The following is a 21,850-nucleotide window of genomic DNA, read 5'->3' on the forward strand; positions in this document are numbered from 1 at the left end:
ACATATGTAAAGGAGAATGGCTGTATGAATCGTTTGTTTCTTGTGATTGTCGCAATTGGTGTGCCGCTATCGGTGATTGGCAGTTTTCTTCATTTTCCGCAGGTCATCATGTTTGCTGTGTATTGTATCGCGATTATTGGTCTTGCTAGTTTTATGGGAAGAGCCACAGAAAGTCTTGCCATCATAGCAGGTCCCAGAATTGGCGGGCTTTTAAACGCCACATTTGGAAATGCGGTGGAGTTAATTATTTCGTTTTTTGCTTTAAAGCAAGGACTGACAGCCATCGTCCTTGCGTCGTTAACTGGCTCAGTGATCGGAAACTTACTGCTTGTGGCGGGACTGTCTTTTTTCGTTGGCGGATTAAAATATAAGCGCCAAGTGTTCAATGTCCACGATGCAAGGCACAACTCGGGCTTGCTCATGTTTGCCATTATTGTGGCGTTTGTCATTCCAGAAGTGTTTTCGGTGGAAATGGCTGAGGAGAAGCAATTTGTTTTAAGCATTGGCATTAGCATTGTGATGATTTTGCTTTATGTTGCAGCACTCTATTTCAAACTGGTGAGCCACCGCGGTGTCTATGTTGCCAAGCAGGAGACCTTGGATGGGGATGCGGAGACGGAAGAAGAAATACCTGAATGGTCTGGTAAGTTTGCCACTTTGATTTTGCTGCTTGCAACGATGGCCGTTGCGTACATTTCAGAGCGCCTCGTCCATACATTTGATACAGTGGGAGAACAATTTGGCTGGAGTGAGCTGTTTATCGGAGTCATTATTGTGGCCATCGTCGGCAATGCCGCAGAACATGCCTCTGCTGTCATCATGGCGTATAAAAACAAAATGGATGTCGCAGTGGAAATTGCTTTTGGTTCCACACTTCAGGTTGCGATGATGGTGGCACCAATCCTTGTCATCAGCTCTCTTTTTTTCGATACGCAGATGCCGCTCATTTTCTCCTTACCAGAGCTCATTGCGATGGCATCCGCTGTGTTACTCACAGTCATTTTATCAAATGACGGAGATACCAATTGGTTTGAAGGCGCCACATTACTTGCTGCCTATTTCATTATGGCGATTGGATTTTTCCTTTTATAATCTTTTGTGGATAAGGGACGTCTTTGCGGAAAATACTATGGAAAAATGAATGAGAAAGAGTGATGATATGAAAAAGATGCCCCGCATCATGTTTGTTGTTCTCTTATCCTTAAGTTTTCTATACAGCTTTCCAGCGGAGGCGGCGAAGTCATTTAAGGTGCCATCGTCTGTCGCCAGTATTTCTAAGGAGAATACGTATCCGAATGCGTCACAGGACCAGCCATTGCTCCAACCGAGCGAGCTGACAGCCGAATTGTTTAAAACAACGAATGTTCCTATTGAGAATACCCATTTGATCAAAATGCTAAATGAATCCAGCATTTCAGGGACGCCATTAGCTGTTGGTTACCGCGCGACCATTTTCCTTGGCAGATGGGCACTGAGCTATGATTCAAACGAAACGGTGGCCAACTGGGAATACAAAAAAGTGAATACGAATCACATTGATAACAGAGGCGGCAACAAAACAGCCATTGGCAAATACGTTCAAAAGCAGCAAGTCAAAGTGAGCGGCGGGCTCACAGCAAAGGTACCAAACCCGGAAGATGTGAAAACATTGATGATGCAAAAAGCCATTCAAAAAACAAAGCTACCCCTCGCATTTGACACAGTCATTGGCGCAGGAACAAAACGAGATCAGTCGTACCATGTCTCTCCGAAAAAAGCAGCTTCACTACATGCCTATGCACCAGCGATTAACGAAAAAGGAAAGGTGACATACGGAGAAGTGTACCTTGTGCTTAAAGGAAATAAACGCAAACTCGTCGTGAAAAACGTGACTTCACAAGGAATCGGCGCTTGGATTCCTGTTCAGGATCACCTGACGTTTGGGTTTCAAGGGATGAATTAAAACAGTCATCTCCTCTTATCAAGGGGAGATGACTGTTTTTTGCTAATTGGTTTTATCATTTTTCCCTTTCAATTCACTTTTGTAAAAGTCAAAGATGGTATATAAATACCATGCGATGAAGAGAAAGAAGAAAATTTTTGTTACTATCATGAAGTTGCTGAAAATTAAACTTAGCCCAAGAATAGGAATGATCATAAATCCATAATAAGAAAACCACCATGTTTTAAAAATGAAGCTCAGCTCCTTAAAGAGTTGTAGAAATTAACATTTTATTTATATATTACATGTTTTGAGAAAATAAAAAAGCCATAGCAGCAGTTGAATGAACCCAACCTCGACTATGGCTTAAATTTTTATTCCCCTAAATCCACATTATGATAAACCTGCTGCACATCTTCAAGCTCTTCTAATACATCGATTAGTTTCTCGAATTGTTCTTTAGATTCATCATCTAATGTCACTTCATTTTGAGGAAGCATTGTAATTTCAGCAACAGTAAATTCTTGAGCGCCGGCTTGTTTGAATGCTTCTTGTACTTGATGGAATTGATCTGGTTCAGCGTACACAATCACTGTTTCATCTTCTTCCATGATGTCACGTACATCAACGTCTGCTTCCATTAAAAGCTCAAGCGTTTCTTCTTCACTTTTTCCTTCGACACCGATGACAGCTGTTTGGTCAAACATGTAGGCAACAGAGCCGCTTACGCCCATGTTTCCACCGTTTTTCCCGAATGCCGCACGAACATCTGACGCTGTACGGTTCACGTTATTGGTAAGGGCATCAACGATTACCATTGATCCATTTGGACCAAATCCTTCGTAGCGCAGCTCATCGAAATTCTCTTCCGCACCGCCTTTTGCTTTTTCAATGGCACGGTCTACAATGTGTTTTGGGACACTATATGTTTTTGCACGTTCTAGGACAAAACGAAGTGCTTGGTTTGATTCTGGGTTTGGCTCACCTTGTTTGGCAGCCACATAGATTTCACGACCGAATTTTGCGTAAATACGACTTGTACTGGCATCCTTTGATGCTTTCTTTTCTTTAATGTTGTTCCACTTACGACCCATCTTATTCACTCTCTTTCACTTAGAAAATACACAGTATGAGGGTCCCCATGCTGCATGAAATCATTCTGTTTTCTATTATACATGAATTAGTCAAGAGGATAGAAGTTAGAGGGCTGAAATGAAGAGATTTCTTAGCTGATGTGTCCAAGCTGTTCAAGCGTTTCATGTTTTTCGAGAACCCGAGTCAGCTCGGCGCACCTAATAAATAAAGAAATAAGAGCCAATGATATAAAAAATAACCCCATCACAAATGAGGTTATTTTGCAGGCTGGGGATAAACGAGATCTTCAAGCAATTTGACATCATGCTGATGAAGTTGTTTGATCATTTCTTTTCGGACAGCGAGGGCGGCATCGAAGTATTTTTCGTCTTCGACCATTCCTTTCACTGTGATCTCAATCCCGCGGTTCAGCTTGTTCAGACCCATAATGCCATGGACTTGAAACGGTTCAATGGCATGCTGGAATTCATCTTTTTTGAGAAAATCATGATGCATCTGATTTAAATTGTCACAGGCCTTTTCGAGTGCTTGAAAGGCTGTATCTGGGTTTTGATTCGCACTAATTAATACAGACTCCGTAATCCGCATGTAGTGCATGTTATAGTTTTGAATTTGCCGGATGTCTCCGTTAGAAATGGTTAACAGCTTGCCGCTCCATTCTCTAATTTGCAAAGAACGGAGACCAATTTCTTCAATCGTTCCATTAAAGAGGTTATTCACTGTCACATAATCCCCTTTATGAATCTGACGTTCATAGATCAGGAAGATGCCTGCTAAAATATCACGAATGAGCGTCTGGGCGCCAAAACCGATGACGATTCCGGCAACACCAGCACCAGCAAGAATTTTTCCAAAATCATGAAAGAAGAGAGAAATGACATAGAATACAAAGCAAATTGAAGCTGTGTACTTCGTCACAGATTTGACCAAGCTCTCGATCGTTTTCTTCTTCTTATCTTCAATAAACTCCGTTCGTTTAAAGAAAATCTGAAGGGCTTTGTTGATAATAAAGACGGCAAGCCAAAGAACAAGTCCAACAATTAGAATTTCAATGTATTTGTTCTTGACCACTGTCAGAAATGTATCGTCCATCTATCGGTTACCCCCTGGCTGTACGAGAAGTAAAATCAACATCTTGATAATAGCTGTTTTTCACAAGAACATTCGGACCGAGGCATTGTACGCTTGGACAATGACAATTCAGCTCTTTTGCTAATTTTGTGTCCATCCAGCGAGTATAAGCTGATTGCAATGTATCGGTCGCAATATTTCCAAGCGGCGGTGTATCACCAAAGTCCGTCACAATAATATTCCCATCAAAAATATTCACATTCAACCGTGAGCGTCCGTCAGGGTCATTTCGTACCGTGACATGCTTCTCCTGACGCAATCGTTTGAGAAGTCGCTGGTCTTCTTCATCTGTACTGCAAGAATAAAATGGTAGGGTGCCAAACAGCATCCATGTGTCTTGATCACGAATATCAAGCAGCTGATGAATCGCATCACGCATTTGCGGAAGCGTCAATGATTCAAGGGCGCTGGCAAAATCACTTGGGTACATCGGGTGAACTTCGTGGCGCTGGCATTTCATTTCCTCCACAATTTGCCGGTGGATGTGTTCAATATATGGAAGTGTGCGTTTATTAAGCATGGTTTCAGCAGATACGGTAACACCTGCTTTGACAAGTGCCCGGCTATTTTCAATCATGCGGTTAAATAATTTCTCGCGCTGCTCAAAGGTTGGTTTTCTGTCCATCATCGCAAAACCGACCGTTGCAAACTCTTCGATAGTTCCCCAGTTATGTGAGATGTGAAGAACATCTAAGTATGGAATAATTTCTTCATATCGCGCCAAATCAAGTGTTAAGTTTGAATTGATCTGTGTACGGACGCCGCGTTCATGGGCATACTTTAATAAAGGGACGACATATTCCCGCACAGATTTGAGAGAAAGCATCGGCTCTCCGCCTGTAATACTGATTGAGCGCAGAAGCGGAACTTCATCTAAACGGCGAAGCAGTAAATCAAGCGGCAGTGCATTCGGGTCTTTTGGCTGCAACGTATAGCCGACCGCGCAGTGCTCACATCTCATGTTACACAACGTCGTAGTTGTAAATTCAATATTTGTCAGCTTCATCTCTCCGTAATCCTGCACATCAAGATAGGCTTCCCAAGGGTCATATGCAGGTGTAATCGGACGAAGTGCTGTTTTTTGGTTCATGGTATCTATCTCCTTTTCATTCGGGCAAACGTGGACCCGCCAACAGTTAATTTTAAGCCCCATCACCGTTATACGCAAGTGGGGTTTCATTGATTTACAAGGGAAAAAAAGATAAGCTAGAAACAAATGCTAAAGGGAGTGTATCTATGGGCAAGGCAGCAGACAGCAAAGAGCAGCAGGTTGACTATTTAAAGAACCGATTAGATATGTTTATGAATGTGATTGATTCATTAGATCCTGAATCAACAGATGTTGAGGATATAGACAGACTGATCCAGATGATTGACGACCTAGAAGCGAAATATGAACGGTTTAAAAGTGATTGGAAGGAAGAATAGCTCGCACAGTGCGGGCTTTTTTCTTTAAATTGGCAGGTGAATCAGTGTATGAGTCTCGGTCTTATTCTGCACAATAGAAGAAAAACCGGGAAGTGACGTAAATGAAAAAATACATGCTCATCTGTTTATGTGCGCTTTTTGTATCCATGCCTCTCTCAGAAGCGGAAGCCGTATCTAATAAGCCCGTCCATTGGGGATTTGCGAAAAGCAAAGAACACAAGCCAGCAGATGCGGGTAAAGAACTGAACGCTCTTTTAAAAAAGTATGATGCCTTCTATTTAGGAAATACGAAAAAGAAAGAGATTTATTTTACCTTCGACAATGGCTATGAAAATGGGTACACGCCGAAGATCTTAGATGTGCTGAAAAAACATCAAGTACCAGGCACCTTTTTTGTGACAGGGCACTTTGTAAAGGATCAGCCTGAGCTCGTCAAACGTATGGCAGAGGAAGGTCATATCATCGGCAACCATTCCTATCACCATCCAGATTTAACAACAAAGAGTACGAAAGAAATCAAAGAAGAGTTGGGGCGTGTCAATGAAGCCGTGTACAAAATCACTGGAAAACAAGACAACCTCTATCTTCGTCCGCCGCGCGGTGTATTCAGTGAAAGAGTGCTGAAGGAAACAAAAGAGCTAGGCTACCAAACCGTTTTTTGGTCAGTGGCGTTTGTGGATTGGCATATTCATCATCAAAAAGGAAAACAGTATGCTTACGATCAAATGATGAAGCAGGCGCATCCAGGTGCCATTTACTTACTTCATACCGTCTCAAGAGACAATGCCGAGGCATTGGATGATGCCATCACGGCACTGAAAAAACAAGGTTATTCCTTTAAAAGCCTAGACGATCTCATGCTTGAAAAAGTATGGCATCTGCCTCAGCTATAGAAAAAAGCTTGCAGAAGACCTGCGAGCTTTTTCTTTATCCTTCTCTTATTTTACGCTGAAACAAAATCGGATGATGACGCGTGAAAGAGTCAATCAAGCCCTCACCGAAAATCGTGATACTTTGCTCCCAAGGATGTCCTAGCAAGCCCCAATGCATCTCTTTTGATAAAAAGAAATAATAATCCCCGTTAGGAAGCACAGGCACTGTCCATTCTCCAAATTCATCTTTTTCAAATGAGCCGTATGGTGTGATCCAGTAGCATTCGTGCTGCCAGTCAAGTGCCAGCATATATTCGTCTGTTCTGATAAGCTCCTGAAAAACAAGTAATGCTTTCTCTTCAAGGTCTTCATCTGCATGTAGAAGGGAAGAGTCCTCAAAATAAGCAGAAATATCATATGTAATGAAAGGAGAAGGTACGCGAAATGAAGGGAAACGAGAGATGCTCGGATTAAATTTGAAATCTCGATAGAGCGTCTCCCATACGAGCTTTCGTTCTTGATGAGACAATGGAATCCAGTTTTTCATCTAACCGCCTCCTCAGCCATTCTCTCCACACATTATTTGAATATGCGGAACCATCCTTTATGCTTAAACCACAAAAGCATACCCGAGACGAGCGCACCCATGAAAATCAGTACGCCAAAATAGCCATACTTCCAGTGTAATTCAGGCATGTTATCAAAGTTCATTCCGTACACTCCAACAATAAAGGTCAATGGGATAAAAATGGTCGACACTATGGTCAGCGTCATCATGATCGCATTCATTCGATTGGAATTCAGCGTCTGATAGCTGTCTCTTAAATCTGCTGTCATTTCTCGGTTCGACTCGACAATCTCTGTTAATTTCAATAAGTGATCATAAATATCATTAAAATATGCTTGACGATTTGTATCGCTTTTCATCATGTGCGTGTTTACAATACGATATAAAAGGTCCCTCATTGGGATAATCGTTCGTCGCAGCTTGAGCAAATCGGATCGAATTCCAAATACTTCGTTCATCAGCGTTCCATATGTTTTATGACCTTCTTCATCCTCGATTTCATTCAGCCTGTCCTCAATTTGATAAATGATTGGGAAATAATCATCGGTAAGCTGATCAATCAGCATATAAGCAATATGCTCAGGTCCGCTATTTCGGGTTTTGTCAGATTCTTTGAGCTTTCGAATGACACGATCAATGTATGGTGCTTCCTTCAAATGAAAGGTCACAATATAATTCTCACCAACAAACAGATCGATTTCCTCAGATCGAAGCGTCTTTTGATTCAGGGCATGAAGCACAAAAAATAAATACCCTTCATAAAAATCAAGCTTCGGACGCTGTAAATAATGGAAGCAATCCTCAATCGCAAGCGGATGGAACTGAAAGTATTCCTTTAAAAGCGCTGCTTCCTTTTCCGTAGGCGCATGAAAATCAATCCAATACCAGGCGATATCGGGGCTTGAAAGCTGCTGCAATGTTGCATGTTCAATCAAGTCGCCGTTTTTTGTCACTGCAATTTTCTTCAGCATGAGCACCCCTCCAGACTTGCATTATATCATGAAGCAGCGCGGGTGAACTTATACGTGTTCTACATAAAAAAAGCCGATCTCATCACTGAGATCGGTCCAATGTGCGTGTATGATTGATGGATAAAACCGAGAATTAAGGACGATGGAACGTAACAAATTTATCTTGACGATCAAACCAACCTCTGAACGCCCAGTTATCCCAGCCGCCATCGCCGTTGTTTTTAAAGGTACCACTTTCAAATACCCAAATACCGTAAACAACGTTACCAAGATTAGCAGTAGCGAAAGTTTTCACGCCGTTAAAACGGTCTTCATAATTTTGGCTTAGGTTAAAGACCATGACATTATATCTGCCACCAGCAGCATAGAAAGTGCTTTCCATCACGCTTTTAACGAATCCAGAACGGTTGGCATTTGCGTTTACTGCGTTAACAATTGCATTGGCAATTCCAAGAACATCGAAGTTGACGTTAACATTAGGACTAGCAGTCGTTCCAGCTTTTCCTTCAGCCGCTTTGTTTAATACAGTTTGCTGTAGTGTAGTTGAGACGGGTGCTGACGTTTTTTTCTCAGCAGCGTCAGCAAATACTGGTAGTGTTGAAGAAACAGCAGTGGCAAGGGCAATAGAAAGAATGGTTTTTTTCATTGGTCGGATCTCCTTTGTTTTAAAATGTTTGGGTCTTCCTTTTCGTAAAAAGTGAAACTAGGTGAAGCCGGTTATCAATGAGGTAAAATATGTTCCTGCAAGATAAAACAAATGATTGCCTAATCAGCTAATTCCTTTGTTCACCTCCTTGATATGTCATAATTATACAAATGTTTTTAGGATAGAAGATATCACCCAGAGGTTCTATTTCTAATTTAAGGAAAATGAGCCTAAAATTTTGAAGGGTGCTGTCGAATTTTAGCTGAATTCGACTAAAAATGTTCCTTCAACCAAAAGGAAAATGACCGGAAATAAGGAAGATATAACTGATAAATTCTTGTACTCTTTATGTTTAAATGTATTCAATCAAGAGAATCATTCATGCAAAGTGAAACAATCGCATCTGCGTGTTTGCAGAAAGGAAGAGGAAAACATGTGGGAAAAAGAGCTGACTGTTGAACCGCCATATCACTTTGATCAAGTGCTCAGACGCTTATCAAATGATCCATTAAAAGCAGTCGATTTGAATAAAAGAGAAATCAAAGTACCAATCAGATTAGAACAAAAACCATACGTTGTCGTCGTTCAAGCCACCGGAACAAAAGAAGCGCCCACGTTTCGGGTGAAAGGAAATGGTCCTGAGGAACCTCTCATATGTGAGGTGAAACGGATATTTGGCATGGAGCATCAATTAGACGCTGTCCATGAGCATTTTTCTCAAACCAACTTAGCGCCCGTTTTTGAGCGTCATAAGGGGACACCGCTCATGCTGGATTTTCACTTATATCATTGCTTGATGAAATGCATCATTCATCAGCAGCTCAATCTGGCGTTTGCTTATGAACTCACGAAACGGTTTGTTCATACGTACGGCGAGCAAATAGAGGGGGTTTGGTTTGATCCTTTACCAGAAGCCATCGCTTCACTTGAAACAGAGGATTTGAGAAAGCTCCAATTTAGTCAGAGGAAAGCGGAATATGTCATCGATGTCTCAAAGCGAATTGTGAGCGGCTCTCTTTCTTTAGAAGAATTACATGATTTAACTGATCTGGAGGTGGAAGAACGTCTGCTTCCGATTAGAGGGATTGGACCTTGGACAGTTCAAAATGTGCTCATGAATGGACTTGGAAGACCGAATCTCTTTCCGATGGCAGATATCGGGATTCAAAACGCCATCAAACGGCACTTTGACCTGCCTGCAAAGCCGACAAAAGAAGAGATGGCAGCATTAAGCAAGGATTGGACTCCTTATTTAAGCTACGCTTCTTTATATTTATGGAGAAGCATTGAGACAGATAAATGAAAGGGATTTTCTCTCTTTGTCCAAGTCATGGTATACTAATGAGATGGAATAAAATGAAGACAACCTATCAAGGGTTCAGATAGAACGGAGAGAATGAAGTGAAGGAAAAACAGCAAGGTGCCCTTTTGCAAAAGGGACAGCAGTTTCCGCTTACCATTAAACGCCTTGGCATTAATGGTGAAGGGGTCGGTTATTTTAAAAAGCAAGTGGTCTTTGTCCCAGGTGTGCTTCCAGGCGAAGAAGTGGTTGTGGAAGCAACGAATGTCCAAGCAAAATATGCAGAAGGTACGGTTAGAAAAGTTAGAAAGCGCTCCGAGCATCGAGTGAAACCGCCATGCCCAGTTTACGAAGAGTGCGGCGGATGTCAGCTTCAGCATTTGGCGTATGAGCAGCAGCTAAAGGAAAAACGTGATATTGTCATTCAATCAATGGAACGCCATACGAAGATATCAGTTGAAAAGTTAGATATTCGACCAACGATCGGTATGGAAGATCCATGGCACTACCGGAATAAAAGTCAGTTCCAAGTAGGGCGTTCTCATAGCGGCGACATCATTGCGGGGCTATACGGACTGAACTCTCATAAGCTTGTACCGATCAAGGAATGCATCGTGCAGCACCCGAAAACGAACAAAACAACGGGCGTTGTCCGCAAAATTTTAGAGAAATTCGGTGTATCGGTCTACAATGAACGGACAAGAAAAGGCGACGTGCGGTCGATTGTTGTTCGAGTTGGCTTTGAAACAGGTGAAGTACAAGTTGTTCTTGTCACATCAAAACCTGAATTTCCAAAGAAAAAAGAAATTGCCGAAGCCATTCAAAAACGTCTGCCAGAAGTGACGTCCATTATGCACAACATCAATGGTGAAAAAACGTCGGTCATCTTTGGTCATAAGACATCTCACCTAGCTGGCAACATGGTCATTCAAGAATTTTTAGGAGACGTCTCCTTCGAACTGAGTGCTCGTGCTTTCTTCCAATTGAATCCGAAGCAAACGCTAAAGCTTTACGACGAAGCAAAAAAAGCGGCAAAACTGACTGGCAAAGAAAAAATTGTCGATGCGTATTGCGGCGTTGGAACGATTGGGATGTGGCTTTCAGATGGCGCCAAAGAAGTACGAGGAATGGATGTCATCAAAGAATCAATTGATGATGCCAAGAAAAATGCCAAAAAACACGGCATGAAAAACGCGACCTATGTAACCGGAACAGCCGAACACTGGCTGCCAAAATGGGTCAAAGAAGGCTTCCGTCCTGACGTTATCGTCGTCGACCCGCCAAGAACAGGCTGCGAAAGCACCTTCTTAGACACCGTCAAACAAGTCAAACCAAAACGCTTTGTCTACGTCTCTTGCAACCCATCAACACTAGCAAAAGACCTCGAATACATGTCAAAAGACTACAAGATCGAATACATGCAGCCAGTCGATATGTTTCCGCATACGGCGCATGTGGAGACCGTTGTATCAATGGTAAGAGTGTAAAATGTGAAATGAATAAAGACTGTCCGTGATTTGAATACTGGCTTCTAGCTTGTAGGATGATCACGGATTTTTTTATATACTGATCCATAGGTGTCGATTAAATAAATGAAATAGAGGAGAATAAAAATGAGCCAATTCGAGATGTTGACTAAATACATACCTATGCTTCAGGAGGATCATATAGGAGAATGGGTAATAGATAAAGAAAATGATGGAACAGCGGAACACCCCATTCAGATGCCCTATGTGAATCATTCCGAAACGGTCTGTCGTTTTATCGAGGATGTCTATACCTTTGCAGAACAACATCAAGAAATGGAGCTTACCCGCTACAGTGAGATCCTCAAAGAAAATGGCATTGAGGGTGGAACGAACGATATGGAGAATGTGGACATCTCAAATTTAAATGCGCAGTGTGTACTGGCTCTCATCATGGGGGTTGTAAGAGCTGAGCGATTTTGCGATGGTGTCATACTCGATTTCTTTAAAATTGGAAACATGTTGAAGTGTCTTGAAAGATTGGATTGTTTAGAGTAAGAGAGGCTAAGTTTTGAATTAGGAAAAAATGAGAGTTTGCAGATTGAGAGAGCTTTAAAAACATGTAATACAGAATACGATATAGATTCAAGAAACGTTGAACTTTTTGATTTCATGATTCAGTTATCAATTATTAGTAAGGATTGAAAAATGAAAAATTGTTTTCCTATTCTAAAATTACCTATTGGATAAATGTTGGATAATTGATATATAGTTGACATATATAGAAGGCTAAGTTACTATCTTGTTGTTCGAATTAAAAGTATTAGATTACTAAAAGGAATGTATATGTAATAATGAAAAAATTCGTTTTGCTTCTTTTTTTATCTTTGGTCGTGATTTATGTGAGTTTTTTAATTGTCAATTCAAAAAGTAGTGAAATTCAAGAATGGGAAAAAGAACAGCAAATACCGAATTTAACAAATAAACAAATAGAAAGTTGGGGGTATAAATCATTAAATATTAAGCATGAAAAAGTTTATAAAAGACAGATCAAAATAGCAATTATAGACTCTGGAATTGATAAATCTCATCAAGAATTAAAAGGTATAGTAACTAAGGAATTCAATGCTATTAAACCTAATGAGAGCATTGTGGATGATACTGGTCATGGAACTGGGATAGCAGGCATTATCGGAGCAAGAAATAATGGAACAGGAACTAGAGGAGTAGTAGGATCTAGCAGATTGGAGATATATTCAATTAAAGCTTTTGAAAAAGGTACTAGTAATATAAAAGTAATAGAGAGAGCATTGAGATGGGCTATAGATCAAAATGTAGATATTATTAATTTTAGTGCGGGTACATCAAAGGCTAGCGTTGAATTAGAAAACTTAATTGTTGAAGCAGTAAACAAAAAAATAATAACTATTTCAGCAGCTGGTAATAGTTTTAATAATCACATTCAATTCCCAGCTAATCAGCCTAATGTAATTTCTGTTGGGGCAGTGAATCATGAATATAATCAAGTTTCAGGTACAACTATTAAAAACGTCGATATTGTAGGTCCAGGGCTGGATATTTTGACTACATTTCCAAAAAATAGATTTAATTATTTAAGTCATACTTCATCTGCAACTGCTTTTGTAACAGGAATAGTATCAAACTTATTATCTCAAAATTCAAATCGTTATAAGATGAAACACGATGAAATCTTAAATGTTCTAGAGGAAAACGCTAAAGTTATCAAATTAAGCAATGGATCAAAATACTATTTTGTTCAAGAAAGTTACAGATAATAACAGGGAGAAAAATACACATGAAAAAAATGTTAACTAAAATAATAATAGTGTCCTTAATACTTAGTCTTCATGTACCTCTAACAAACGCTGAGCAGTTAACTGATAGTGAGTCAATGGAATTAGTAAAAAAGAAATTGGTTAATGAATTGGAGGATTCAGGTTTAGAAGATGTCGAAGTCGATATGTTAACCCCTATGGAAGTACAAACTAAAAATTTAGAAAGAGATTTGGAAGACATATATGAGGAGAAATTTGAAGGAGTCCTTAAAAAACCATTTGATGAATTAGTTAGTCAAAATCGAGAAGAATTAGATATAGATAAGGAGTATTTAAAGAAAAAAGAAAAAGAAATATCTAAAATTTCAGAAGAAGACTTTGAAGAGTTAGAAGAATTAATATTTAGTGAAGAAGAAGAAGAAGAAGATCTGAAAATTATTGAAGAAATGAAAGAACAATTGGATTTTGAGCATGAAGATAAAAAAGATAGTCTTATTGATAGCAGTGACGTCATAGTTCAAATAAAAGGGAAAAATGAATCTAATGAAGAATTTGTTTTAGGCTTTGGGTTCGAAATTGGGGACAATGTAATAAATATTTCTTCAGAAACTAATAATGGTAAGTTAACAGAGTATGAAATTAAATTAGATACTCTGTTAGAGGATTCATTTAGTGCAACTATGAAAAACCTAGAAACAAATGAAAAAGTAGATGTTGAATTAAATGATGAGGAATTTAAAACATCTGTTTTTTGGATTCCTGCTTTAGGAGCAGTAGTAACTGTAAGTATGCTTGAAGCTTTAGCTATAAGTGTCGGACTTGCTACACTGATATATTTTGCTGCTCAAGGTTTATTATCACTTAAATCTGGAGCTTTATGGGTAGCTGGAAAGGTAGCTAATAACAATACAAAAAATAAAAGATATGTTCATTATGAAGCCATGAGAACATCAAATTCAATAGGTTTATGGGTGGGACCTGGTAGATCTAAGAAGAAGGCAATTTCTCGTTTGAAACGCCATTTGGATACTTGGAGTATCGGATCAGTAAATGCACGACTTATTGCAAAAGGGGCCTCTCCCACAGGGAGATATAGATATAATAAGGCACATAAAGCTTCTAAAGGAAAACGTACATTCACACATTATCATCCTTATGAATTAAAATCTCATGCATTTTACGGGAGTGGTAAAGTTTGGTGAAAAATGAGGTGATCAAATGAAAAGTAAAACAAATTTAACTGAGGCTTTTCCTCCTATGAAAATAAAAAAAATTGATCATATTTTATTATATGATCTTGATGCAATAAAAATTGAAAAAGAAGATGAACGTATAAAATTCATTTTACAAGATCCCTATTGTCCTGATAAACATCATATTCACAGTGTGTATGTCATTTATAAGAAGTCTATACTCAATTTACTTGAAGGTAGGATTCGTTCTATTCATAGTCATGAATTCATGACTGCTAAGAAAAAGGATCGAACGATTTCTATAGAAGATATAGAATATGTATTAGAGATGGCTACAGTTGTGGTTCTTGCAAGTGAAAATAATGTAATATTGACGAATTATTTTTATAGTGGTGTCGGAGAAAGGTTAGATTGTATTTTTAATCTATGCTTAGGTTATTCAACAGATTTACAAAAGAAAGAGCATAAAGTAAGTTTGCAACGATTTATGGATGATATAAAGATTGTTGAGCAGATGGGATTGTTAGAAAAATTTTAATCGATAATAGTTGTAAATTTACAAAGTAACTCAAATTGTTTACATATAATTAGAATCAAAAAATTAGCAAAACCTAGATTTTAAGACATCTAGGTTTTTTTTGCGTAACAGCAGTTATTTCATGGTGACTGAATGCTTGATAGATGATGAATGCGAAGTCGGAGTCTACATTCTTCAACTTAGTCTAATGATAATACGAATGAATATTAAAATCTTCTGTTGACCTTCCCCTTAACTGAAAGGTTTATACTTTGATCAGATCAACAAAACGGAGGAGATGCAGGATGTTCAAGATCGGCGATTTTTCTATGTTAAGTAAAGTGCCTGTTAAAACCTTAAGATATTATGACCAAATTGATTTATTAAAGCCTAAGCAGATTGATCAAGATTCAGGATACCGTTATTACTCAGCTGAACAGCTGCTTGAGGTCAACCGAATTTTTCTGTACAAGGAATTGGGCTTTACGTTAAAGCAAATGGGGCAGCTTCTTCGTGAAGATATTTCGGTAGAGCAAATTCAGGGCATGTTTCTCTTGAAAGAGAGTGAGATTCAGCAATTGATCGAAAGAGAACAACAGAAATTAGCCCGTATTAAGGAACGGATGCATCTCATCAAAAGAGAGGGGTGTGTTGAAAAAGAACAGGAGGTCATCATCAAATCTGTGGAAAGCAAACGCATCATGTCTTTTCAATCCAACGGAACTGTTGAAGAAATCCCTTCATTCTTTCAAATGTTTCATCATTTATTACATAAACATCAACAAGAATCAATTTCGGGACCACAAGTGGTGCTATGGAGGGAATCATTCGAAAAAGAAAGTGAGTTCGAGTTTGAGGTGGGGTATTCCGTCAAAGCGTTAAGGGGCACTCTTCCTCAAGGAATCAAGATACGAACGTTACCTGCTGAAGAAACTATGGCGACATTATTATTTCATTCACATTCTCCATCTGCCCAAACAGCTTGTATTGACCTAGCGACATGGATCGAAAATAATGGATATCGCGTGAAAGAAGACCAGCCAGGCCGAGAGATTTATTACCCATTGTCTGAAAATGAAGAAGGCAGACTCATTGAAATTCAGATCCCGATTATAAATGAAATCAAATCGTAAACAGTGCCCAAAGGAGAAACGTCACGATGAAGAATAAAACCGTTGTTTATTTACTTGCATTAGCAGCCTTTTTAATTGGAACAATCGAATATATCATTACAGGCATTATCCAAATGGTCGCAGATGATTTACATGTCACGACGTCTGCCGCTGGATTATTGGTCACGTCTTTAGCGCTCTCAGCGGCAATCGGCGCACCGATTGTCATTGCACTGACCATCAATATAGACCGCAAAAAAATACTGTCATGGATGCTGGTGATTTTTATTTTAAGTAATGTCATCACAAGTGTCAGCCATTCGTTTGAAATGGTGATGATGACAAGGATTTTACAAGGAATCAGTGGGGGAACGGCTATTGTGGTGGCAATGGCTGTTGCGACTCGTCTTGTAGAACGTGAAAAAAGAGGAACAGCTATTGGTATCATTTTAATGGGACTCAGCAGCTCCTTGGTTTTAGGCGTTCCAATCGGGACATTTTTAAGCAGTATGATTGGATGGAAAGCATTATTCGCAGCCATTGGATTGATCACACTTATTCCGCTGATTGTTGTGTATAGGCGAATTCCCTCTATGAAAGAACAAGAACCGGTGACGCTTCGTATGCAGTTATCGATTTTAAAAGATAAGCGAATATTACTCGCGGTGGCAGTGACGCTATTCTATGTAGGTGGATATTCCACGTTATTTACCTATTTAACGCCCTTCCTGCAAGCATCAGCAAACCTTAGCATCACAGAAATCAGTGGTATTTTGTTACTAGCAGGAATATGCAGCTTTTTGGGCTCCAGCCTTGGAGGGATGGCGGCAGATAAAAAAGGCCCAATATTCACGATTTTCTCAGGAATCATTTTGCAAATCATCATGCTCTTGCTGCTATCATTTGTCACAGGTAATCTCGTGATCATGGTAGCTGTCATCATGATATGGATGATCGCTACATGGAGCACATCACCAGCTCAGCAGCTATATCTTGTCACACTTGTACCAAAATCTCCTGATATCGCCTTAAGTGTCAATACATCATTTATTCAATTCGGATTTGCCTTAGGATCTGGTGTAGGAGGGATTGTGCTAAGCGAAACATCTATATTAAACCTAAGCTGGATCAGTGCTGGCACTGTTTTTCTCGCTTTACTCATGACCATTCTAATGGTAGCGTTTGATCGGTTTTCTCAGCGTAAGAGTTTGAAGATGATCGAGCAAGGAAGCTAACTGACATTCCATTTTGTATGGAAGGAACTACTTATTTCGGGTAGTTCCTTTTTGATTTGAAAAATGCACCAGTGAAGTTGTTTATTTGCTACAATAGGAGTCAATATCCAAGCCGCTAGACAAGGAGAGAATACAGAATGCCAATAAGTGAGGAAATGATTAATCGAAAAGGCGCTCGAAAGGGGACTGATATCCCTCATGACGTCTTGACCCTTTTGAATCAAGGAGAGATCGAAAGTGTGAATTTAACTGAATGGCTGGCTGTCAATCATATGACGCTAATACAGCATGTTTTGCCGTCCATTGGTTTAGAGCATCGTTTAGACGATGTATCATCTGAGATCACTAAACAAAAAGCTGAATCAGGAATGAAAGCCATTCGGCTCATTGGTCAATTGTTAGATGACGTGCTACATGAAGAGAATGAAGAAAAACAAGCGGAAGTGCTGCTAGCATTTGCTCACCACATATCTGATAGCGTTCGCTGTTGGGCTGCTTATATGAACAAACAGAGTTTATCAACACTGGAAGAGAAACTTGCGTACATTCAGCCATTTGCAGCTGATCATCATTTTGGTGTTCGAGAAATTGCACGGATGTCAGTGAGAGAAAGTCTAAGTCTTCAGCTCGATCAAAGTATAGAGCATTTAACAGAATGGGCAAAAAGCGAGGATGAAAATATTCGCCGGTTCTCTTTAGAGTCGCTCCGTCCGAGAGGGGTATGGACAAAGCATATTGAGTTATTAAAACAAGAGCCAGAGAGGGCACTGCCTATTCTAAATTTACTCAAATCCGATCCATCCACATATGTTCAAGATTCTGTAGGAAATTGGCTCAATGACGCGAGTAAAACACAGCCCAATTGGGTCGTGAGCCTTTGTGAACAGTGGTCAAAGGATTCTGATACAAAAGCGACTAGCAGAATTGTTAAGAAAGCCAAGAGAACGATTGTGAAGGGGAAGTTGTGAATAAGGGCTTGAACTGAAATTCCTTTTTTAAGAATATTTACATAAACAAATCAATCAGAAAGAAAGCCTCAAGAGCGGGGTGTACGCAAATGGCCCCACTTCGAGGGGCTTTTCGTTTTTCGTAAAAGTCTAGCTTCCGCGGTTCTGCCTTTATCACTTATGTAAAGATCTGATCATCTCATTGTCATACTTTTGAATGAAATTGACTCAATAGAATTGACGAGGGAACCATGAATAGGTGAAGATGAAGTAAACTGTAATATAAAGGGAGACGACTGATGATACATATCGTATTTGGGGCAGCAACTGCCGGTAGTTTAAAACAAGCATTCTGCGAAATGAAGCAAGATCAAGTAAATGATATTATCGCTTTTCATGACATTTATTCGATTGGACCCCTTCTGCATTTGCATGAACATGAAGGACAGGAGAATCGTATAGAGTGGCTGCGTAACGTGATATCAAATGAATTTGGCCATTTTGACGACATGGTCACCGATCAGCATAGAATGCTTCAGCAAATAAAAGATATAAAAGACGGTACGCGTATTCTCATCTGGACAGGCAGTAATGCACATGAGCAAATTGGCTTACGATATGCCATCTATTTATTAAAAGAGAAAAACATTGAATTGTCTCTCATCAATACAACGACCGCATTTGATCAACTGTTCAATACAAATACAAGAAGAATGGATATTCGGCATGCCGGTGAAATCACAACTGAAAAATTGAAAGTTTTGTACAAAAGTAAAGAGCATATGCACTCAGTAACAAAAGAAGAAAGAGCGCAATTCCTCATCGAATGGCTTTCATTTGCTAAAGAAAATCATACGCTGCGAATATGGCAAAAAGGACAAACGATCAGCGTACCAGAAGATGAATTTGATGCTTATTTAGTGAAAATGGCTAAGCGGCTTCATCAGTCCCATCCAGAAGAGGAGTACATCGTAACGCCACGTTTAATAGGGGAAGTGCTCGGTCATTTAGAACAGTATATCGACGATGATTTTATTGAGTATCGACTTAAGACATTAATTGATCAAGGGATTTTTGACATGATAGGAAGGCGCACTTCCATGCGTTATTACTCGATTAAACTGACAGAATTCGGTCAGAACTTCAAAAAGTGGGTGTGCTGTCGAGAGTATGAGGATCATCCTTTTGTGAAAATTGAAGGAGATTATGGATATGAACCTTTTCATTGTGGGCATTGTCAATGTCATTTAGAAAAAGACGATGTACCAATAAGTGATACACTTTTCTCGAAAATCTGGAATTGGAACATACAGTATGGCCGCTGGTTTGACGAAGAGACAGATGAATTGGTACTAAATGGTGCAGACATGGAAAAGAAATTCAATCAAGAAGGAGAGCGTATCACTGAAGAAGTGAAACGAGCCTTATCCCCTGCGTTTCAAATTGAATACAGCCCAAGTGAATACACGCAATATTTCATTTGAAGAATGAATTTCGATGACTTTAAACACATGGCGGCTCAACAAATAAAAGACAGAACAGTTGCTCAAGAAATGATGTGCTGATTTCATGAAGAAGGATAAGACGTTCATTGAATGATGGGCGTCTTTTCATTTGCGAAAAAAGCCGAATTGACAATAGAAAGGGAAAATATTGAAACATTTTTTCGGTGAAATCGTAATAAAGATAGAGCGTTCAACAGAAACATTTGAAACGGGGAGGAGTTTATGACATGGAACAAGCTGCACTGAAAAAGATGAGGACAAAACAAATAGCTGTCTCTAATTTATTTGTCGGACTTATGATCATCGTTTTTTTTATGTTGATTCAAATTGTTAAAATCCAATTTACACATTTCCTTTTTTGTTTAGGAATTTTAATGCTTCTCCAAGGCATTTTAGGCTTTATTAGAAAAGGAACAACAAAATCTTTCATTCCAATTTTCGAGCAGATAGCTATTTATGAAAAAGAGAAATTAGGGAAAGAGTGGGAAAAAGAAAAACGGTTAGATAATGTTTGGAAAGTCATATTGAGTGGCATTATGTTTATTCAATCATTCACTTTTCAAAATGTGGATAATACATTCAGTGACGTCGATCCTGCATTGATCATTTTCTTGTTTTTGATGGTTCTAGCCATTTTAAATATAAGCATGCTTTTTCGTTTTAGAAAAATTGACCGATCGACTGTAGGTGAATTAACAGGCTACACAAAAGAGTCAAACATAATGGCAATAGCTTTAGGCTTTTTTATGGCAATCATCATCTTCATCTTTATCGTCATTTTTCTTCTTCCATAAAACATAACCATTTTGAGGTGAAACCATTGAATGCAAACATACAACAATTGATTGATCAGACAAAGTCGAAATTTGGCTTAGATCTTTATGATCTAAAAAGACACAGCTTTCATCGTTACGTCAACATGTTCAATGAAACGATTTATACATTGAATATGGAATGGTTCCCCTCTCATGAAGCTGAACCTGCGGACGACGATGTCAACCCAGACGGCACAGCTGTCATTGAAGTGAATTTGAATACAGGACAGATCGAATCGGTTATTTTTGTCATGGACAAAACTTATGCGCAGCATGGGGTCACGTTTAAGAGACCTTATCCAGCTCATGTCATTCAATGGATCGAACAAGAAACAGGATTGATCTATGATGAGCATTTTCATATGCATCAGAAGGAGAAAGGGGAACTTTCTTTCGAAGAAGCAATAGATGGTATGAAAGTAACATCTTCAGGCAGAATCGAAGTGAAATGGAATGAACATGGACAGCTCATGTACTTTACACACCACGGCCCATTTTTAGCCAAAACATTACTGAAAGCTGAGGAATATGCACTTTCTCTTGATAAGCTGGAGAACTTAGCCGAGCAGCAAGTACAGCTGTTTCAATGGCCTTCCTTCGAGCATAATCGAATCCGGTCTATATATGCGTTAGAAGAAATTTATGTGAAGAACGATGGAACAGGAACTCTTCCGTTTGAACTTAGGCGTGAAGAAACGCATTGTATACACATGAATGAGATCATTGAGTGGAATGAACCGTTAAATAATGCTTTTGAAAAAAAGGAAATGAATATTCATGAGAATATTTCAGCTGAACAAGCTTTCTCATTGGAACCGTCACCAGATACCTTCCCGATATCAAAAGAAGAGCAAGCTGAGTGTATCAAAGCAGTCCGAACCTTCTTGGCGCAAAAATATCCAAAGGATACAGGGAAGTGGGTTCTGAAAACACTCCATCGAGATCATGGATACATCGATGCGATATTAAAAACGAACGGGCAAGAAGGCAGTGGGTTTATGGACAAGGTCAAGGTCTTCATTGACGCCACCTCGTTTGAAGCCGTTAATTACATAGATAAAAAAGAAATGTTTCAAGTGTGCGGGATACTGAGCCCCTCTCAAGCGGCAAGTGAAATTTCTGTATCTCAGAAAGAAGCCTTTGAAAAATTGAGAGAACGTCTTGAACTTACACCTATTTACGTCTATGACGAAGCGCAAAAACATTATGTTCTATGCGGAAAGCTCGATTGCCATGATGGTGTTGATGCAGAGAGCGGCGAAGTGTTTTCTTTGAAAGAACAGTGAGGAGCTGTTCTTTTTTGTCTCATTGCACCAATTTTTTGAAGAAATT

At 39.4% G+C, this 21,850-nt stretch carries 22 protein-coding genes; 16 read left to right on the forward strand and 6 right to left on the reverse strand.

The features are described from left to right. Nucleotides 1-24: 24 nt before the first annotated feature. Together cax and MHI33_RS04470 are read left to right on the forward strand one after the other, a co-directional pair. The gene (gene cax, locus MHI33_RS04465; RefSeq protein ID WP_340909452.1) at nt 25-1,092 is read left to right on the forward strand and encodes a calcium/proton exchanger; all 1,068 of its coding nucleotides are present in this window, start codon (nt 25-27) and stop codon (nt 1,090-1,092) included. A 67-nt stretch (nt 1,093-1,159) separates the two neighbouring features. Next, nucleotides 1,160-1,942, forward strand: a complete 783-nt coding sequence (locus MHI33_RS04470) for a YfkD famly protein (protein ID WP_106056770.1) — start codon at nt 1,160-1,162, stop codon at nt 1,940-1,942. Nucleotides 1,943-2,295: 353 nt separating this feature from the next. On the opposite strand, the gene MHI33_RS04475 is transcribed toward MHI33_RS04470, so the two are convergent. From MHI33_RS04475 to yfkAB, 3 genes are all read right to left on the reverse strand, one after another. After that, nucleotides 2,296-3,015 (reverse strand): YebC/PmpR family DNA-binding transcriptional regulator, encoded by a 720-nt coding sequence (locus tag MHI33_RS04475; RefSeq protein WP_044139732.1) that lies wholly within the window; start codon nt 3,013-3,015, stop codon nt 2,296-2,298. A gap of 256 nt (nt 3,016-3,271) precedes the next feature. Then, nucleotides 3,272-4,108, reverse strand: coding sequence for a mechanosensitive ion channel family protein (locus tag MHI33_RS04480; RefSeq protein ID WP_340909458.1), 837 nt, complete (start codon nt 4,106-4,108; stop codon nt 3,272-3,274). A gap of 7 nt (nt 4,109-4,115) precedes the next feature. After that, a complete protein-coding gene (gene yfkAB / locus MHI33_RS04485; protein WP_106030318.1) occupies nt 4,116-5,237 on the reverse strand; it encodes a radical SAM/CxCxxxxC motif protein YfkAB in 1,122 nt (373 codons plus the stop codon). Nucleotides 5,238-5,383: 146 nt separating this feature from the next. Between yfkAB and MHI33_RS04490 the strand changes: the two genes are divergently transcribed. Both MHI33_RS04490 and pdaA read left to right on the forward strand, forming a co-directional pair. Then, nucleotides 5,384-5,575: an SE1561 family protein gene (locus tag MHI33_RS04490; RefSeq protein WP_044139757.1), complete on the forward strand. Its 192-nt coding sequence runs from the start codon at nt 5,384-5,386 to the stop codon at nt 5,573-5,575. Between the two features lie 101 nt (nt 5,576-5,676). Beyond that, nucleotides 5,677-6,468, forward strand: a complete 792-nt coding sequence (gene pdaA / locus MHI33_RS04495) for a delta-lactam-biosynthetic de-N-acetylase (protein WP_044139730.1) — start codon at nt 5,677-5,679, stop codon at nt 6,466-6,468. 34 nt (nt 6,469-6,502) lie between these two features. Here pdaA and MHI33_RS04500 read toward each other — a convergent pair whose 3' ends face one another. The 3 genes from MHI33_RS04500 to MHI33_RS04510 form a co-directional block, all read right to left on the reverse strand. Continuing rightward, nucleotides 6,503-6,994: a DUF2716 domain-containing protein gene (locus MHI33_RS04500; RefSeq protein ID WP_065097473.1), complete on the reverse strand. Its 492-nt coding sequence runs from the start codon at nt 6,992-6,994 to the stop codon at nt 6,503-6,505. Nucleotides 6,995-7,026: 32 nt separating this feature from the next. Further along, nucleotides 7,027-7,986: a magnesium/cobalt transporter CorA gene (gene corA / locus MHI33_RS04505; protein WP_044139728.1), complete on the reverse strand. Its 960-nt coding sequence runs from the start codon at nt 7,984-7,986 to the stop codon at nt 7,027-7,029. A gap of 133 nt (nt 7,987-8,119) precedes the next feature. Beyond that, nucleotides 8,120-8,632, reverse strand: a complete 513-nt coding sequence (locus MHI33_RS04510) for a hypothetical protein (protein WP_044139727.1) — start codon at nt 8,630-8,632, stop codon at nt 8,120-8,122. A 433-nt stretch (nt 8,633-9,065) separates the two neighbouring features. Here MHI33_RS04510 and MHI33_RS04515 point away from each other — a divergent pair, with 433 nt between their 5' ends. From MHI33_RS04515 to MHI33_RS04570, 12 genes are all read left to right on the forward strand, one after another. Continuing rightward, entirely contained in the window at nt 9,066-9,935 is an 870-nt protein-coding gene (locus tag MHI33_RS04515) for a DNA-3-methyladenine glycosylase family protein (protein ID WP_065097472.1), read from the forward strand. A gap of 98 nt (nt 9,936-10,033) precedes the next feature. Next, nucleotides 10,034-11,419, forward strand: coding sequence for a 23S rRNA (uracil(1939)-C(5))-methyltransferase RlmD (gene rlmD / locus MHI33_RS04520; protein ID WP_340909469.1), 1,386 nt, complete (start codon nt 10,034-10,036; stop codon nt 11,417-11,419). A gap of 126 nt (nt 11,420-11,545) precedes the next feature. Next, complete coding sequence (locus MHI33_RS04525) at nt 11,546-11,956, forward strand: DUF6508 domain-containing protein (protein WP_044139724.1); 411 nt, start codon at nt 11,546-11,548, stop codon at nt 11,954-11,956. 296 nt (nt 11,957-12,252) lie between these two features. Further along, nucleotides 12,253-13,194 (forward strand): S8 family peptidase, encoded by a 942-nt coding sequence (locus MHI33_RS04530; RefSeq protein WP_340909474.1) that lies wholly within the window; start codon nt 12,253-12,255, stop codon nt 13,192-13,194. 20 nt (nt 13,195-13,214) lie between these two features. Continuing rightward, complete coding sequence (locus tag MHI33_RS04535; RefSeq protein WP_231129498.1) at nt 13,215-14,396, forward strand: hypothetical protein; 1,182 nt, start codon at nt 13,215-13,217, stop codon at nt 14,394-14,396. 16 nt (nt 14,397-14,412) lie between these two features. Beyond that, nucleotides 14,413-14,925, forward strand: a complete 513-nt coding sequence (locus tag MHI33_RS04540; protein ID WP_044139722.1) for a hypothetical protein — start codon at nt 14,413-14,415, stop codon at nt 14,923-14,925. A 284-nt stretch (nt 14,926-15,209) separates the two neighbouring features. Next, nucleotides 15,210-16,037, forward strand: coding sequence for a MerR family transcriptional regulator (locus tag MHI33_RS04545; RefSeq protein ID WP_340909478.1), 828 nt, complete (start codon nt 15,210-15,212; stop codon nt 16,035-16,037). Between the two features lie 26 nt (nt 16,038-16,063). Continuing rightward, a complete protein-coding gene (locus MHI33_RS04550) occupies nt 16,064-17,251 on the forward strand; it encodes an MFS transporter (RefSeq protein WP_340909480.1) in 1,188 nt (395 codons plus the stop codon). A gap of 137 nt (nt 17,252-17,388) precedes the next feature. After that, on the forward strand, nt 17,389-18,219 hold the full coding sequence (locus MHI33_RS04555; RefSeq protein ID WP_340909482.1) for a DNA alkylation repair protein: 831 nt from the start codon (nt 17,389-17,391) through the stop codon (nt 18,217-18,219). Nucleotides 18,220-18,497: 278 nt separating this feature from the next. Then, complete coding sequence (locus MHI33_RS04560; RefSeq protein WP_044139718.1) at nt 18,498-19,682, forward strand: DUF1835 domain-containing protein; 1,185 nt, start codon at nt 18,498-18,500, stop codon at nt 19,680-19,682. Nucleotides 19,683-19,930: 248 nt separating this feature from the next. Then, nucleotides 19,931-20,497: a hypothetical protein gene (locus MHI33_RS04565; RefSeq protein WP_044139717.1), complete on the forward strand. Its 567-nt coding sequence runs from the start codon at nt 19,931-19,933 to the stop codon at nt 20,495-20,497. A gap of 17 nt (nt 20,498-20,514) precedes the next feature. Further along, nucleotides 20,515-21,804: a hypothetical protein gene (locus MHI33_RS04570; RefSeq protein WP_340909489.1), complete on the forward strand. Its 1,290-nt coding sequence runs from the start codon at nt 20,515-20,517 to the stop codon at nt 21,802-21,804. The last annotated feature ends 46 nt before the right edge of the window (nt 21,805-21,850 follow it).

It is taken from the genome of Bacillus sp. FSL K6-2971 (genome assembly GCF_038006405.1).
Lineage (GTDB): Bacteria > Bacillota > Bacilli > Bacillales > Bacillaceae > Bacillus > Bacillus pumilus.